Origin of the sequence: Thauera aminoaromatica S2, assembly GCF_000310185.1 — a bacterium.
Lineage (GTDB): Bacteria > Pseudomonadota > Gammaproteobacteria > Burkholderiales > Rhodocyclaceae > Thauera > Thauera aminoaromatica.
This window is the reverse complement of the sequence record NZ_AMXD01000006.1, coordinates 43779-59350: the sequence shown is the minus strand read 5'-3', so window position 1 is coordinate 59350 and position 15572 is coordinate 43779. Positions and strand designations below refer to the sequence as shown.

Sequence of the window (15572 nt, the reverse complement as noted above, 5' to 3'; positions counted from 1 at the left end):
CGCCGAGGCGGCGGCCCTTGCCGAGCCGGAGCCCGCTGCGCAGGCGCCAGCCGAAGCCGTGCCCGAGCCGCAGCCGGAACCCCCGGGCGAGTCGACGCCCGAAGCCCCCGTCGCGGTCGAGCCGGCGATCGAAGCCGAACCCGAAGCCGAGCCGGAGCCGGAGCCGGAGCCGTCCGCCGCCGCCGCGGTCGCGAAGAAGTCGTGGACCGAGCGCCTCAAGGCCGGCCTCGCGCGCACTCGAAACCAGATCGGCGGAGGGCTGGCGAGCCTGTTCGGCCTGCGCAAGATCGACGAGGACCTGCTCGAGGAGCTCGAATCCACCCTGCTGATGGCCGACTGCGGCGTCGACGCCACCCAGCACCTGATCGACGACCTGCGCCGGCGCTGGAAGCGCGACCGCCTGGAGACCGCCGACCAGCTGCAGAAGGCGCTCGCCGACGGCCTGCACGAGATCATCGCGCCGCTCGAAGCGCCGCTCGAGGTCGCAGGTCATCGCCCCTTCATCATCATGATCGCGGGCGTCAACGGCTCCGGGAAGACGACCTCGATCGGCAAGCTGGCCAAGTACTTCCAGGCCCATGGCAAGAGCGTGCTGCTCGCCGCGGGCGACACCTTCCGCGCCGCCGCGCGCGAGCAGCTGATGACCTGGGGCGAGCGCAACAACGTCACCGTGGTGGCGCAGGACAGCGGCGACGCCGCGGCGGTGATCTTCGACGCCATCAACGCCGCACGTGCGCGCAAGATCGACGTCGTGCTCGCCGACACCGCCGGCCGCCTGCCCACCCAGCTCCACCTCATGGAAGAGATCGCCAAGGTGCGCCGGGTGATCGCCAAGGCCGACCCGAGCGGGCCGCACGAGGTGCTGCTGGTGCTCGACGCCAACATCGGCCAGAACGCGCTCGCCCAGGTGAAGGCCTTCGACAAGGCGATCGGCGTCACCGGCCTGGTGGTCACCAAGCTCGACGGCACCGCCAAGGGCGGCGTGCTGGCGGCGATCGCGCGCCAGTGCCCCAAGCCGCTGCGCTTCATCGGCGTCGGCGAGGGCATCGACGACCTGCAGCCGTTCAAGGCGCGCGAGTTCGTCGATGCGCTCTTCGAGCCGGGTGCCGGTGCGGTCAAGGCGGGAGCGGAAGCGCGCAGATGATCGTCTTCGAGGACGTGGCCAAGCGCTATGCGGGCGGCTACACGGCGCTGGCGGGCGTCAGCTTCGAGATCCGCCATGGCGAGCTGGTCGTGCTCTCCGGCCATTCCGGCGCGGGCAAGAGCACGCTGTTCAAGCTCATCCCGGTCATCGAGCGCCCGACCGCCGGTCGTGTGCTGATCAACGGTCAGGACGTGTCGCACCTGCCGCGCACGGCCATCCCCTACCTGCGCCGCAACCTCGGCCTGGTGCTGCAGGAGAGCCGGCTGCTGTTCGACCGCAACGTCTACGACAACGTGATGCTGCCGCTGGTGATCACCGGCCACCCCGCGGCCGACGCCGCGAAGCGGGTGGCGGCCGCGCTCGAGCGCGTGGGCCTGGACGGGCGTGGCAAGGAGATGCCGGCGGGTCTGTCGGGCGGCGAGCAGCAGCGCGTGGCGATCGCGCGCGCGATCGTCAACCGGCCGTCGATCCTCATCGCCGACGAGCCCACCGCCCACCTCGACCCCGCCTACGCCGCCGACATCGCGGCACTGTTCCGCTCCTTCAACCAGGCCGGCGTCACCGTGCTCGTGTCCACCCACGACGCCAGCCTGTTCGCCGCCAGCCGGCCGCGCCGGCTCGTGCTGGCCAAGGGGCAGCTGGTCGAGGACTCGCGCCCGGGCGGACGGCCGGCGCAGGAGGAGGTTGCGGCGTGATCAACTGGTTCTACCTGCACCTGCGTGCGATCCGTCACGCACTGCACCGGCTGGTGTCGCAGCCCGTAGGCACCCTGCTGTCGGCACTGGTGGTCGGCATCGCGCTGTCGCTGCCGGGCGGCGGCTACCTGCTCCTCGACAACCTCGGCTCGCTGGCGCGCGGCGTCTCCGGCACGCCCGAGATCAGCCTGTTCCTGGACATGAACGCCGGCGCGGCCGAGGTCGCCGCGATCGAGCAGCGCCTGAAAGGCGAGAGCGAACTCGCCAGCTACCGCTTCGTGCCACGCGACGAGGGCTTGCGCCAGCTCGAGGCTGCAGGCCTGGGCGACGTGCTCGGCGGGCTCAAGGCCAACCCGCTGCCCGACGCCTTCGTGCTCGCGCCGCGCCGCGAGGATCCGGCGCTGTTCGAGCGCATGGCCGAGCGCATGCGCTCCTGGCCCAAGGTGGCGCACGTGCAGCTCGACTCGGCCTGGGTCGAGCGCCTGCATGCGCTGCTCGGGCTTGGACGTTCGGCGGTGCTGATGCTCGCCGGCCTGCTCGGCTTCGCGCTGGTGGTGGTCACCTTCAACACCATTCGCCTGCAGATCCTCACCCAGCGCCAGGAGATCGCGGTGAGCCGGCTGCTCGGCGCCACCGATCCCTTCATCCGCCGCCCCTTCTACTGGTTCGGCGGCCTGCAGGGCGCGCTCGGCGGTCTCGTCGCGCTCGGCACCATGGCGCTCGGCATCGAGGCGCTCGCCGCCCCGGTGGCGCGGCTCGCCGAGACCTACGGCGCCGTCTTCGCGCTGAGCGGGCCCGAGCCCGAGGCCAGCCTGGCGATCGTCGCCTTCGCGGCCTTCCTCGGCTGGCTGGGCGCGGCGATCTCGGTGCGGCGGCATCTCGCCGGCACTTGAACTTTCGTCATCCGTCCCCAGTTACATTCGATCGTCGTTTGCACGCTGCCCGCGGACGTTGTCCCGGGCGGTGGCGGCGCGATCGACGATGCACTCCGGTAATCGCGAGTCCATAGGGACCTCCAATCGACTGGATCTCCATAATCAATTAGAGCAATTCAAGGAACCGGTCTAAACTTTGCTCCATCGAGTTGCACCGAACCGTTCCAACAACCCTTCTGGAGGATTACAGATGTCGCTGATCAACACCCAGGTTCAACCGTTCAAAGCCCAGGCCTTCCACAACGGCAAGTTCGTCGAAGTCTCCGATGCGAGCATGAAGGGCAAGTGGTCCGTGGTGATCTTCATGCCGGCCGCCTTCACCTTCAACTGCCCGACCGAGATCGAGGACGCGGCCGAGCACTACGCCGAGTTCCAGAAGGCCGGCGCAGAGGTCTACATCGTCACCACCGACACCCACTTCTCGCACAAGGTCTGGCACGAGACTTCGCCGGCCGTCGGCAAGGCCAAGTTCCCGCTGGTCGGCGATCCGACCCACCAGCTGACCCGCGCCTTCGGCGTGCATATCGAGGAAGCCGGCCTGGCCCTGCGCGGCACCTTCGTGATCGACCCGGAAGGCGTCATCAAGACGATGGAAGTGCACGACAACGCCATCGCCCGTGACGTGACCGAGACCGTGCGCAAGCTCAAGGCCGCCCAGTACGTCGCCTCGCACCCGAACGAAGTGTGCCCGGCGAAGTGGAAGGAAGGCGAAGCCACGCTGGCCCCGTCGATCGACCTGGTCGGCAAGATCTAAGGCAGTGCTGCACCTTTCCCCGGACCGCCGTGGTCCGGGGCGCAAGCTCCGCAGCCGGCCACGCGCCGGCTGCGTCGTATCCGGACTGCCGTAAACAGCGGCGGTCGCAAAACAGAAGGGGAGTGACCATCATGCTGGACGCCAACATCAAGACTCAACTGAAAGCCTACCTGGAGCGGGTGACGCAGCCGATCGAGATCGTGGCGTCGCTGGATGATGGTCCGAAGTCGAAGGAACTGCTCGAGCTGCTGCACGACGTCACCGAGCAGTCGAAGCTGATCACCCTGGTCGAGCGTCGCGATGACGACGAACGCAAGCCCTCGTTCTCGGTCGGACCGCGCGGCGGCGAGGCGCGCGTGCGCTTCGCAGGCCTGCCCATGGGCCACGAGTTCACCTCCCTGATCCTCGCCCTGCTGCAGGCCGGCGGCTACCCGCCCAAGGTCGAGGCCGAGGTGATCGAGCAGATCAGGAACCTCGACGTCGAGCTGAACTTCGAGACCTACATCTCGCTGTCCTGCCACAACTGCCCGGACGTGGTGCAGGCGCTCAACCTGATGGCGGTGCTCAACCCGAAGATCCGCCACACCATGATCGATGGCGCGCTGTTCCAGAAGGAAGTCGAGGAGCGCCAGATCATGGCGGTGCCGACGGTGTACCTGAACGGCGAGGAGTTCGACCAGGGCCGCCTCGAGCTCGGCCAGATCCTCGCCAAGGTCGACACCGGCGCCGCGGCGCGCGACGCCAGGAAGCTCTCCGAGAAGCCGGCCTTCGACGTGCTTGTCGTGGGGGGCGGACCGGCCGGCGCGGCGGCGGCGATCTACGCCGCGCGCAAGGGCATCCGCACCGGCGTGGTGGCCGAGCGCTTCGGCGGCCAGGTCATGGACACGCTGGCGATCGAGAACTTCATTTCGGTGAAGTACACCGAAGGCCCCAAGCTGGTCGCCAGCCTGGAGGAGCACGTCAAGGAATACGAAGTCGACGTCATGAACCTGCAGCGCGTTGCCGGCGTGGTGCCGGGCGAGAACCAGCACGAGGTGAAGATGGAGAACGGCGCCAGCCTCAAGGCCAAGACCGTGATCGTCGCCACCGGTGCGCGCTGGCGCGAGATGAACGTGCCCGGCGAGAAGGAGTTCCGCGGCAAGGGCGTGGCCTACTGCCCGCACTGCGACGGCCCGCTGTTCAAGGGCAAGCGCGTGGCGGTGATCGGCGGCGGCAACTCCGGCGTCGAGGCCGCGATCGACCTCGCCGGCGTGGTCGCCCACGTGACCCTGCTCGAGTTCGCCGACGACCTGCGCGCCGACGCCGTGCTGCAGAAGAAGCTCTACAGCCTGCCCAACGTCAGCGTGATCAAGAGCGCGCAGACCACCGAGGTCACCGGTGCCGACAAGGTGAATGGCCTGGTGTACAAGGATCGCAAGACCAACGCCGAGCACCGTCTCGAGCTCGAAGGCATCTTCGTGCAGATCGGCCTGCTGCCCAACACCGACTTCCTCAGGGGCACGCTCGAACTGTCGCGCTTCGGCGAGGTGATCGTGGACGCCAAGGGCCAGACCTCGGTGCCGGGCATCTTCGCCGCCGGCGACTGCACCACGGTGCCGTACAAGCAGATCATCATCGCCATGGGCGAAGGTGCCAAGGCTTCGCTGTCCGCCTTCGACCACCTGATCCGCAGCAGCGCGCCGACCATGTAAGCCCGGCCCGCCGCCCTCCTGCGCGGGTGGCGGCAGCCGCGAACCCCGCCCCGCCACGCGCGGGGCTTTTTGCTTTGCCGCGGGCACCCGCGGCCCATCCGGCCGGTCACAGGCCGGACCCATCACGGAGAGCCGCCGTGCCTTTCAGCTGGTTCGAACGCCGCGTCGACCCCTATCCCGAAGCCGCCCCCGGCCCCGCGCCGCGCGGCTTCTTCGCCTTCCTGTGGGCGGGCACCGAGGGCATGCGGCCCTTCATCCTCGGCATGATGCTGCTCACCGCGACCATCGGCGCCTTCGAGGCCCTGCTGTTCGCCATGCTCGGCCGCGTGGTCGACTGGCTGGCCGCGGTCGAGCCCGCGCGCCTGTGGGCGGACGAGGGCGGCACCCTGCTGCTGCTCGCGGCCATCATCCTCGGCAGCATCGTGCTGGTGGCGGTGCAGACCCTGCTCAAGCACCAGAGCCTGGCGGGCAACTTCCCGATGCGGCTGCGCTGGCGCTTCCACCGCCTGATGCTCGGCCAGAGCATGAGCTTCTACCAGGACGAGTTCGCCGGCCGGGTGTCGGCCAAGGTCATGCAGACCGCGCTCGCGGTGCGCGACACCTGCCTGATCCTTACCGACATCCTGGTGTTCGTGAGCATCTACTTCTTCACCATGACCGCGGTGGTGGCGAGCTTCGACGCCTGGCTGCTCGCACCCTTCCTCGGCTGGCTGGCGCTCTATGTGCTGGCGCTGCGCTGGTTCGTGCCGCGCCTGTCGAAGGTGTCGCGCGCCCAGGCCGACGCGCGCGCGCTGATGACCGGGCGCATCACCGACGCCTACACCAACATCGCCACCGTCAAGCTGTTCTCCCACGCCGGCCGCGAGGCCGGCTACGCGCGCGGCGCGATGCAGGAGTTCCTCGGCACCGTGCATGCGCAGATGCGCCTGGTGAGCGGCATCGAGATCGTCAATCACAGCCTGTCGATGGGGCTGATCCTCGCCACCGGCGGCACGACGCTGTGGCTGTGGAGCCAGGGCGAGGTCGGGGTCGGCGCGGTGGCGGCGGCGACCGCGATGGCGCTGCGCCTGAACGGCATGTCGCACTGGGTGATGTGGGAGATGGCCTCGCTGTTCGAGAACGTCGGCACCGTGCAGGACGGCATCAACACCTTGTCGCGCCCGCATGCGGTGGTCGACCGTAGCGACGCCAAGGCGCTGGTGGTGAGCCGCGGCGAGGTGCGCTTCGAGCGGCTCGTGTTCGCCTACGGCGCCACCGGGCCGCAGGCGCGGCGGGTGATCGACGACTTCACGCTGACCATCCGTCCGGGCGAGAAGATCGGCGTGGTCGGGCGCTCGGGCGCGGGCAAGTCGACCCTGGTGAACCTGCTGCTGCGCTTCTACGATCTCGAGCAGGGCCGCATCCTGATCGACGGCCAGGACATCGCCGGCGTGACGCAGGACAGCCTGCGCGCGCAGATCGGCATGGTCACCCAGGACACCTCGCTGCTGCACCGCTCGGTGCGCGACAACATCCTCTACGGCCGCCCCGACGCCACCGACGCCGACATGATCGCCGCCGCGAAGCGGGCCGAGGCGCACGAGTTCATCCTCGGCCTTACCGACCCCAAGGGTCGCAGCGGCTACGACGCCCACGTCGGCGAGCGCGGCGTGAAGCTCTCCGGCGGCCAGCGCCAGCGCATTGCGATCGCGCGCGTGATGCTGAAGGACGCGCCCATCCTGCTGCTCGACGAGGCCACCAGCGCGCTCGACTCCGAGGTCGAGGCCGCCATCCAGGCCAGCCTGTATCGCCTGATGGAAGGCAAGACCGTGGTGGCGATCGCGCACCGCTTGTCCACCATCGCGGCGATGGATCGCCTGGTGGTGATGGACAAGGGCCGCATCGTGGAGGAGGGCGACCACCACAGCCTGCTCGCCCGCGGCGGCCTCTATGCGCGGCTGTGGGCGCACCAGAGCGGCGGCTTCCTCGGCGAGGAGGCCGAGGACGGCACGCCGCTTCATCCCGCCTGCCCCGCGTGAGGAAAGGTGTCACGCTTCCATGCGCGCTTTCTCCATAGAATGAAGCATGACCACCGGAGGCGATGACATGGCGTCGGAGTCCGCATCCGGCGATGCGCATCCCCTGCGCGTCGTCGCGCTCATCTACCTCTGCGGCGCGCTGCTGTTCGGAACGTTGCTGGTGCTCGAATGGCGGCTGATCGACCGCAGCGTCGTCGCGATCGCCCGCGAACGCGGTGCGGCGCTGTTCTCGCTGATCCAGACCACCCGCGAGTGGAACGCCAGGCATGGCGGGGTGTATGTCGTGGTGGACGAGAGCACCCAGCCGAACCCTTGGCTGAAGCACCCGGCGCGCGACCTGCAGACCACCGACGGCGTGCGCCTGACCATGGTCAACCCGGCCTACATGACGCGGCAGATCGCCGACCTCGCCCTGCACGCGGAGGGCGCGCGCCTGCACCTCACCAGCCTCAAGCCGATCCGACCCGAGAACCGTCCCGACGCCTGGGAGGCGATGGCGCTCGCGCGGTTCGAGGCCGGCGAGACCGAGGTGCTGGCGCTGGTGGAGGGCGGCGGCGAGGGCGGAAGCGGCCCGGCGCATCGCTACATGGCACCCTTGCTGGTGCGCGAGCCCTGCCTGCAGTGTCATGCAGAGCAGGGTTACCAGGTGGGCGACATCCGCGGCGGCATCTCGGTGACGATGCCTGCCGAGGTGCTGATCGCCCGGCGCGATCAGCTGCGCATGCGCGCGGTCTTCGTCTATCTGCTCGCCGGGCTGCTCGCCGCCGGCCTGATGCACGGCCTGCTGCGTGCCAACCGGCGCCATGTCGTCCAGGTGCGGCGGATCAACGCCGAGCAGGAGCGTCTGATCGAGCGGCGCACCGTCGAACTCGCCGAGGCCAACCGCCGCCTCGCCGGCGAGGTCGACCTGCACCGGCGCAGCGAGCAGCGCCTGGCGGCGAGCGAGTCGCGCTACCGCGCGATCTTCGACAGTGCCGCCGAGGGCATCATGCTGCTCGACGCCGCGCTGCGCATCGTCCAGGTGAACCCCGCCTTCTGCGAAATCACCGGCTACGCGGCCGAAGAAGTCCTTGGCCGCAAGCCGTCCATGCTCGGCTCGGGGCGCCACGACCGGGCCTTCTTCCGCGAGCTCCTCGCCACGCTGGCCGCCGCCGGACGCTGGCAGGGCGAGGTGTGGAACCGGCGCAAGGACGGCGACCTGTACGTGCAGTGGATGTCGGCGGTGCGGATCGGCGAGGCCGACGCGCCCGAGGGCTTCGTCGCCACGATGACCGACATCACCTCGCGCAAGCAGACCGAGGAGAAGCTGCGCTTCCGCGCCAACCACGATGCGCTCACCGGCCTGCCCAACCGCCGCCTGTTCGAGGATCGGCTGCAGTCGGCGATCGCCAGCGCGCTACGCCATGGCGAGCGTTTCGCGCTGATGCTGGTCGACCTCGACCACTTCAAGGGCGTCAATGACCGCTTCGGCCACCTCGCCGGCGACGCGCTGCTGGTCGAGGTCGGCCGCCGCCTGGAACTGTGCGTGCGCGCCTCCGACACGGTGGCGCGCCTGGGCGGCGACGAGTTCGCGGTGATCCTCGGCGAGGTCGGCGGCCGCGAGGATGCCGCCGAGGTGGCCGAGCGCATCTGCGCCGCCATGGCCTTGCCCTTCGAGCTCGGCGAGGGCGTCGCGCACATCGGCGCCTCGGTCGGCATCGCCCTCGGTCCGCAGGACGACGCCGACGCCGGGGAACTGCAGCGCCGCGCGGACGCCGCGCTCTATGCCGTCAAGCACGATGGCCGCGGCGGCTTCCGCTTCCACGGCGAGCCGGCCTGAAGGTTCGGTTTCGACAAGGACGCCGGCCCTGCAGGCGCCCCCGGCAGGCCGCGGCCGCGATTCGCGCCGCGCGGCCTGGTCTTCGCGCCCGGGCCGGTGCCGCCTCACTGCTTCTGCACGATCGCGCTGCCGCCGCCGTGGCGCAGCGGCTCGCTGACCGCGGTCACCGTGCCGTCGGGGTTGAAGCGGATGGCGTTGGCGGCGCCGATCTGGTCGGTCTCGCGCCACTTGTGGCCCTTCGCCTCCAGCGCCTTGGCCTGCTCGCTGCCCGGGAAGCCAAGCAGGGTCTCGACCAGGGTCGTCTCGCCGTTGCGCTGGCTCATGCGCGGGGCGGCGAGCGCGTCGGCCAGGCTCATGCCCAGGTCGACGTGATTGACGATGGTCTGCAGCGCGGTGGTGATGATGGTCGAGCCGCCGGGCGAGCCGATCGTGAACGCGGGCGCGCCGTCCTTCAGCACGATGGTCGGGCTCATGCTCGAGCGCGGGCGCTTGAAGGCCTCGGGCAGGTTGGGGTGGGGGCCGCTGAAGTCGAAGTCGGTGAGCTCGTTGTTGAGCAGGAAGCCGCGCCCCGGCACCACGATGCCGCTGCCGCCCCAGTCCTCGATGGTGAAGGTGTAGGCGACCACGTTGCCCTCGCGGTCGGACACCGTGAGGTGGGTGGTATGCATCGACTCCTGCGCGAGCGGCTTCGGCTGCGGGCGCAGCGGCACCGAGCGGTCGTCCTCGAAGGGGTAGGGGTCGCCCGCCGCGACCTTGCCCGGCGCCGCGCGGGCGCCGATCTGCCGCGCGCGCTCGCGCGCGTAGGCCTTCGACAGCAGGCCGTCCTTGGGCACATCCACGAACTCCTCGTCGGCCACGTAGGCGTTGCGGTCGGCGAAGGCCAGGCGCGAGGCCTCGAGGTAGAGGTGCTCGATCTCGGCGCGCGGCTTGCCGGCGAGGTCGAAGGTCTCGAGCAGGTTGAGCGCCTGCGCGATCGCGATGCCGCCGCTCGAGGGCGCAGGCATGCCGTGGATCTCGTAGCCACGATAGGTCGAGCGGATCGGCGGACGGATGCGCGCCTCGTAGTCCTTCAGGTCGGCCATGGTGAGGCCGCCGGCGATCACGCTCGTGCCGGGCGTGACCGGCGGGTGGTTCACCGCCGCCACCATGCTCGCCGCGATCGGGCCCTCGTAGAAGGCCTTCACCCCGCCGCGCGCGATATCGCGGTAGGTCTGCGCGAGCTCGGGGTTGCGGAAACGCGTGCCCACCGGCAGCGCCTTGCCGTCCTGCAGGTAGAGCGCCGACGCGGTGGAGAAGCGCGCGAACTTGGCCTCGTTGATCTTGTTGATGCGGTGGAAGTTGGGGCCGACCGCGAAGCCTTCTTCGGCCACCCGGATGGCGGGCGCGAGCACCTTGTCGAAGCCCATCGTGCCGTAGCGCGTCAGCGCCTCGTGCCAGCCGCGCACCGTGCCGGGCACCCCGACCGAGATGCCGTTGGGCACGGTGGCCTTCCAGTCCATCTCCTTGCCCTCGGCGTCGAGGAAGACGCCGGGGTGGAAGCTCGCCGGGGCGACCTCGCGGTGGTCGATGGCGATCACGCGCCGGTCTTTCGCGGAGTAGATCAGCATGAAGCCGCCGCCGCCGATGCCGCAGCTGAACGGGTCGGTGACGCCGAGCGCGGCCGCCGCGGCCACCGCGGCGTCGATGGCGTTGCCGCCGGCGTCGAGGATCTGCATCGCGGCCAGGCTGGCCTCGTGCGAGATGGTGGCGACCGCGCCGCCGTGGCCGGTGTCGACCGGCTGCTTCGCCAGGGCGCCGAACGCCGCCATCATGAGCGCGGTGGCGAGGAGGGTTTGCCTTTTCATGGTGTGCTCCGTCGTGCTGGGGAGCATGACGGTAGCACCGGCCGCAGGGTATGCCCAAGGCGGGAATACCCGGGTGGATTGGGGCGAAAGGATCGCGCGGGGAGGGCGGACTGCGCGGGTCGAGAGGCCGCGATCGCGACTTGCGTCGCTCCCACAGCGCCCCCGACCCCCGTGCCCGCATGCGGGGCGTAGGAGCGACGCAAGTCGCGATCCGGCGGGGTCTTGTGGGAGCGACGCGAGTCGCGATCCGGCGAGGGTCTTGTAGGAGCGACGCAAGTCGCGATCCGGCGAGGGTCTTGTAGGAGCGACGCGAGTCGCGATCCGGCGAGGATCTTGTAGGAGCGACGCAAGTCGCGATCCGGCCGATGGATGAAGCGCGGCGCGCCGGCGCTGGCCGATGCGCGCCGCCCGCGCCGCCTACAGCCCCAGCGTCTCCGCCGTGTAGCGCGCGATCATGCGCTCTTCGTTGGTCGGCACCACGGCGACCGCGACGCGGCTGGCCGCGGTGTCGATGCGGCGGGCGTGGTCGGCGTTGGCGGCGGGGTCGACCTCGATGCCCATCCACGCCGCCAGCGCGGCCACCTTCTCGCGCACCGGCGCGGCGTGCTCGCCGATGCCGCCGGTGAACACCAGCGCGTCCAGCCCGCCCGCCGCCGCAGCCAGCGAGCCGAGCTCGCGCGCGATGCGGTAGCAGAACAGGTCCACCGCTTCCTTGGCCTCGGGGGCGTCGGAGGCGAGCAGGGTGCGCATGTCCTGGCTGATGCCCGACACGCCGAGCAGGCCCGATTCCTTGTAGAGCAGGCTGGTGAGCGCCTTGGCGTCCATGCCCTTCTGCTCCATCAGGTAGAGCATCACGCCGGGGTCGAGGCTGCCGGTGCGGGTGCCCATCATCAGGCCCTCGACCGCGGTGAAGCCCATCGTCGACGCGACGCTGCGACCGTCGCGCAGCGCGCACATCGACGCGCCGTTGCCGAGGTGGGCGATCACCACCGCGCCGCGGGCGCGCTCGCCGACCACTGCCGGCAGCTGGCGCGCGACGTAGTCGTAGGACAGGCCGTGGAAGCCGTAGCGCTTGATGCCCTCGGCCGACAGCCTGCGCGGCAGCGCGAAGGCCTGCGCGACCGCCGGCTGGGTGCGGTGGAAGGCGGTGTCGAAGCAGCCCACCTGCGGCACCTGCGGCATCAGCGTGGCGACCGCGCGCACCGCGCGCAGGTTGTGCGGCTGGTGCAGCGGGGCGAGCGGCACGAAGGTGTCGAGCGTGCGCAGCACCGCCTCGTCCAGCCGGGTCGGCGCGCTGTAGTGCTCGCCGCCGTGCACGATGCGGTGGCCGGCGGCGACGATGTCGAGCGCCGGGTTGTGGCGGACGAGCAGCGCGAAGACGTGCTCGAGCGCGTCGCGATGCTGTTCGCCCTGGCTGCCGCCGGTCACCACCGGCTCCTGGATGCGTTCGCCCGCGGCGGTCTTGAAGGTGACCTCGGGTCTGGCGCCGATGCCTTCGACCTGGCCGGACACCGCCGGCGCGGCGGCCACGTCACCGTCGACCGGGTAGAGCGCGAACTTCAGGCTCGACGAGCCCGCATTGAGAACGAGGACGGCCTTCATGCCTTCAGGGCCTCGCGCTTCTTGTGGGCCATCAGCTGCACGACCGCGCACGACGCGGTGCGCGTCTCGGCGGTGTCGGCACGGCTGGTCAGCACGATCGGCACGCGCGCGCCCAGCACCACGCCGGCCATCAGCGCGTTGGCGAGATATTCGAGCTGCTTGGCGACCATGTTGCCGGACTCGAGGTCGGGCACCACCAGGATGTCGGCGTTGCCGGCCACGACCGACTTGATGCCCTTGGTCTTGGCGGCGACCAGCGACACCGCGTTGTCGAAGGCGAGCGGGCCGTCGAGCAGGCCACCCTTGATCTGGCCGCGGTCGGCCATCTTGCACAGCGCGGCGGCGTCGATCGTCGAGCGGATCTTCGAGGTCACGGTCTCGACCGCCGACAGGATCGCCACCTTGGGTTCGGGCAGGCCGAGGATGTGGGCGAGCTCGATCGCGTTCTGGATGATGTCGACCTTATCCTCGAGGGTGGGCTCGATCATGATCGCCGCGTCGGTGATCATCAGCGGGTGCGGGTAGGTCGGCACGTCGGCGAGGAAGACGTGGCTGATGCGGCGGCCGGTGCGCAGGTGCTTGATCACCTGGCTCATCATCTCGTCGGTGTGCAGCGAGCCCTTCATCAGCGCCTCGGCGCCGCCGTCGCGGCACAGGGCGACGGCCACCTCGGCCGAGGCGTGGCTGTGTTCGGTGTCGACGATGCGCAGGCCCTTGATGTCGATCTCGTGTTCTTCGGCCACGGCGCGGATGCGCGACTCGGGGCCGACCAGGATCGGCTCGACCAGGCCGGCGCGTGCCGCCTGGACCGGGCCGAGCAGGGATTCGCGGTCGCAGGGGTGGGCCACCGCGATCGGGATCGGCGACAGGCCGGCCGACACCGACAGCAGGTGGCGGTAGCGCAGCTCGCGGTCGGACACGGTGACCTCGGGCAGCACGACGCGCGCGCGCGAGATCTTCTCGGTCGGCGCCATCACCTCGGCGATGCCGTCGATCACCTTGAGACCGTCCTGGTTCACCGCCAGGCAGTCGAAGATGATGTGGTGGTTGTGCTCGAACTTTTCCTTGCAGGTGACCGTGATCGTCAGCGTGTCGCCGATCGTGATCGGGCGCCAGAAGTTCAGCCCCTGCGACACGTACACCGTGCCGGGGCCGGGGAACTCGGTGCCGAGCACGGTGGAGATCAGCGTGCTGCCCCACATGCTGTGGCCGACGACCTCGCGGAACTGGCTGGAGCGTGCGTATTCGAGATCGACGTGGGTCGGGTTGACGTCGCCCGACATGGCGGCGAACAGGTGGATGTCCTCGGGGCGCAGCGTGCGGACGAGCTGGGCGAAGTCGCCCACCTGGATCTCGTCGAAGGTGCGGTTCTGGATCATCTGTTGTGCGGCAGGAGCTTTCATGGCAACTCTCGTTCTTGGATGCATTGCAACACGCGATTCTAGACCTTGTATGTGACTGCCACATGCGCTAAAACGATCGAATTGTGCAATGCGTCAATCACACGCACGTTTCCTTGCGGCGCGGATGTTTTTCATGCCCGCACCATGCGATTGCTCACGATTGGCTGCGCGGGTCGCGTGCTAGACTCCGCGCGTTTTTACGATCTGCGGGCGCGGATGGGGTCGGTTGTGCGCCCGAAACCTGTCGAATCTCCTCATTTCGCCACGGAATCAACCATGCAAGTCGTCGTTCTCGCTGCCGGCCAGGGCAAGCGCATGCGCTCGGTCCTGCCCAAGGTCCTCCAACCCATCGCCGGCAAGCCGATGCTGGCCCACGTGCTCGATGCCGCCCGCACGCTCGACGCCCAGCGCGTCTGCGTGGTGTACGGCCATGGGGGTGAAGTGGTGCGCGAGCGCCTCGATGCCGTCGACCTGGCCTGGGCGCGGCAGGAGCCGCAGCTCGGTACCGGTCATGCGGTGCAGCAGGCGCTGCCCCACCTCGACGACGAGCACGTGGCCCTGGTGCTGTACGGCGACGTGCCGCTGATCGGCGTGCCCACGCTGCGCCGCCTGGTCGCCGCCGCCGGCGACGCGCGCCTGGCGCTGCTCACCGTCGAGATGGACAACCCGACCGGCTACGGCCGCATCCTGCGCGACGCCGCCGGCAAGGTGGTGCGCATCGTCGAGGAGAAGGACGCCTCCGACGCGGAGCGCAAGGTGCGCGAGGTGAACACCGGCATCCTGGTCGCCCCGGTCCGCCACCTGCGCGCCTGGCTCGGCCGCATCGGCAACGACAACGCCCAGGGCGAGTACTACCTCACCGACATCATCGGGTTGGCCGTGGCCGACGGCGTCGAGGTGACGACCGTGCAGCCCGACGCCTTCGCCGAGACGCTGGGCGTCAACAACAAGATGCAGCTCGCCGAGCTCGAGCGCATCCACCAGGGCAACATCGCCCGCCGCCTGATGGAAGAGGGCGTCACCCTGATCGACCCGGCGCGCATCGACGTGCGCGGCACGCTCACGGTCGGGCGCGACGTCGAGATCGACGTCAATTGCGTCTTCGAAGGCGAGGTCGAGCTCGGCGACGGCGTACGCATCGGTGCCAACTGCGTCGTCCGCGACGCCCGCATCGGCGCCGGTACCCGGCTCGAGCCCTTCAGCCACGTCGACAGCACCACCATGGGCCAGGCCTGCGTGATCGGGCCCTACGCCCGCACCCGCCCCGGCACCGTGCTCGGCACCGACGTGCACCTGGGCAACTTCGTCGAGATCAAGAACAGCGTCATCGCCGACCACTCCAAGGCCAACCACCTCGCCTACGTGGGCGACGCCGACGTCGGCAGCAAGGTCAACATCGGCGCCGGCACCATCACCTGCAACTACGACGGCGCCAACAAGCACCGCACCATCATCGAGGACGAGGTCTTCATCGGCTCCGACACCCAGCTCGTCGCGCCGGTGCGCGTGGGCCGCGGCGCCACCCTGGGCGCCGGCACCACGCTCACCAAGGACGCCCCCGCCGGACAGCTCACCGTGTCGCGCAGCAAGCAGATCAGCCTCGAACACTGGAAGCGCCCGGTCAAGCAGCCGCGCTGAGCCCCTCCGCCAGCCGATCCGCCCGCCCC

General features: G+C 69.9%; 11 protein-coding genes. 8 read left to right on the top strand and 3 right to left on the bottom strand.

Annotation, left to right across the window (positions count from 1 at the left end; translation table 11 throughout):
• From ftsY to C665_RS02465, 7 genes are all read left to right on the top strand, one after another.
• Positions 1–1144 (top strand): signal recognition particle-docking protein FtsY (gene ftsY / locus C665_RS02495; protein WP_004299313.1); only part of this gene is annotated, 1144 nt, incomplete at its 5' end.
• Positions 1141–1839 carry a cell division ATP-binding protein FtsE gene (locus C665_RS02490; RefSeq protein ID WP_004299311.1) on the top strand — a complete coding sequence of 233 codons (699 nt, stop codon included), beginning with the start codon at positions 1141–1143 and terminating at the stop codon, positions 1837–1839. The genes ftsY and C665_RS02490, both read left to right, overlap by 4 nt.
• Positions 1836–2732 carry a permease-like cell division protein FtsX gene (ftsX, locus tag C665_RS02485; RefSeq protein ID WP_004299309.1) on the top strand — a complete coding sequence of 299 codons (897 nt, stop codon included), beginning with the start codon at positions 1836–1838 and terminating at the stop codon, positions 2730–2732. The genes C665_RS02490 and ftsX overlap by 4 nt, the downstream gene beginning before the upstream one ends.
• A gap of 232 nt (positions 2733–2964) precedes the next feature.
• Complete coding sequence (gene ahpC / locus C665_RS02480) at positions 2965–3528, top strand: alkyl hydroperoxide reductase subunit C (RefSeq protein ID WP_004299307.1); 564 nt, start codon at positions 2965–2967, stop codon at positions 3526–3528.
• Positions 3529–3659: 131 nt separating this feature from the next.
• The gene (gene ahpF / locus C665_RS02475; protein WP_004299305.1) at positions 3660–5219 is read left to right on the top strand and encodes an alkyl hydroperoxide reductase subunit F; all 1560 of its coding nucleotides are present in this window, start codon (positions 3660–3662) and stop codon (positions 5217–5219) included.
• Positions 5220–5356: 137 nt separating this feature from the next.
• Complete coding sequence (locus tag C665_RS02470) at positions 5357–7237, top strand: ABC transporter ATP-binding protein (protein WP_004299304.1); 1881 nt, start codon at positions 5357–5359, stop codon at positions 7235–7237.
• 67 nt (positions 7238–7304) lie between these two features.
• Positions 7305–9056, top strand: coding sequence for a diguanylate cyclase domain-containing protein (locus C665_RS02465; protein WP_004299302.1), 1752 nt, complete (start codon positions 7305–7307; stop codon positions 9054–9056).
• 104 nt (positions 9057–9160) lie between these two features.
• On the opposite strand, the gene ggt is transcribed toward C665_RS02465, so the two are convergent.
• The 3 genes from ggt to C665_RS02450 form a co-directional block, all read right to left on the bottom strand.
• Entirely contained in the window at positions 9161–10900 is a 1740-nt protein-coding gene (gene ggt, locus C665_RS02460; RefSeq protein WP_004299301.1) for a gamma-glutamyltransferase, read from the bottom strand.
• 417 nt (positions 10901–11317) lie between these two features.
• Entirely contained in the window at positions 11318–12502 is a 1185-nt protein-coding gene (locus C665_RS02455; RefSeq protein WP_004299299.1) for an acetate/propionate family kinase, read from the bottom strand.
• Positions 12499–13905, bottom strand: a complete 1407-nt coding sequence (locus C665_RS02450; RefSeq protein ID WP_040828345.1) for a bifunctional enoyl-CoA hydratase/phosphate acetyltransferase — start codon at positions 13903–13905, stop codon at positions 12499–12501. Before C665_RS02450 ends, C665_RS02455 begins: the two co-directional genes overlap by 4 nt.
• 276 nt (positions 13906–14181) lie before the next feature.
• Between C665_RS02450 and glmU the strand changes: the two genes are divergently transcribed.
• Positions 14182–15543, top strand: a complete 1362-nt coding sequence (glmU, locus tag C665_RS02445; protein WP_004299296.1) for a bifunctional UDP-N-acetylglucosamine diphosphorylase/glucosamine-1-phosphate N-acetyltransferase GlmU — start codon at positions 14182–14184, stop codon at positions 15541–15543.
• The last annotated feature ends 29 nt before the right edge of the window (positions 15544–15572 follow it).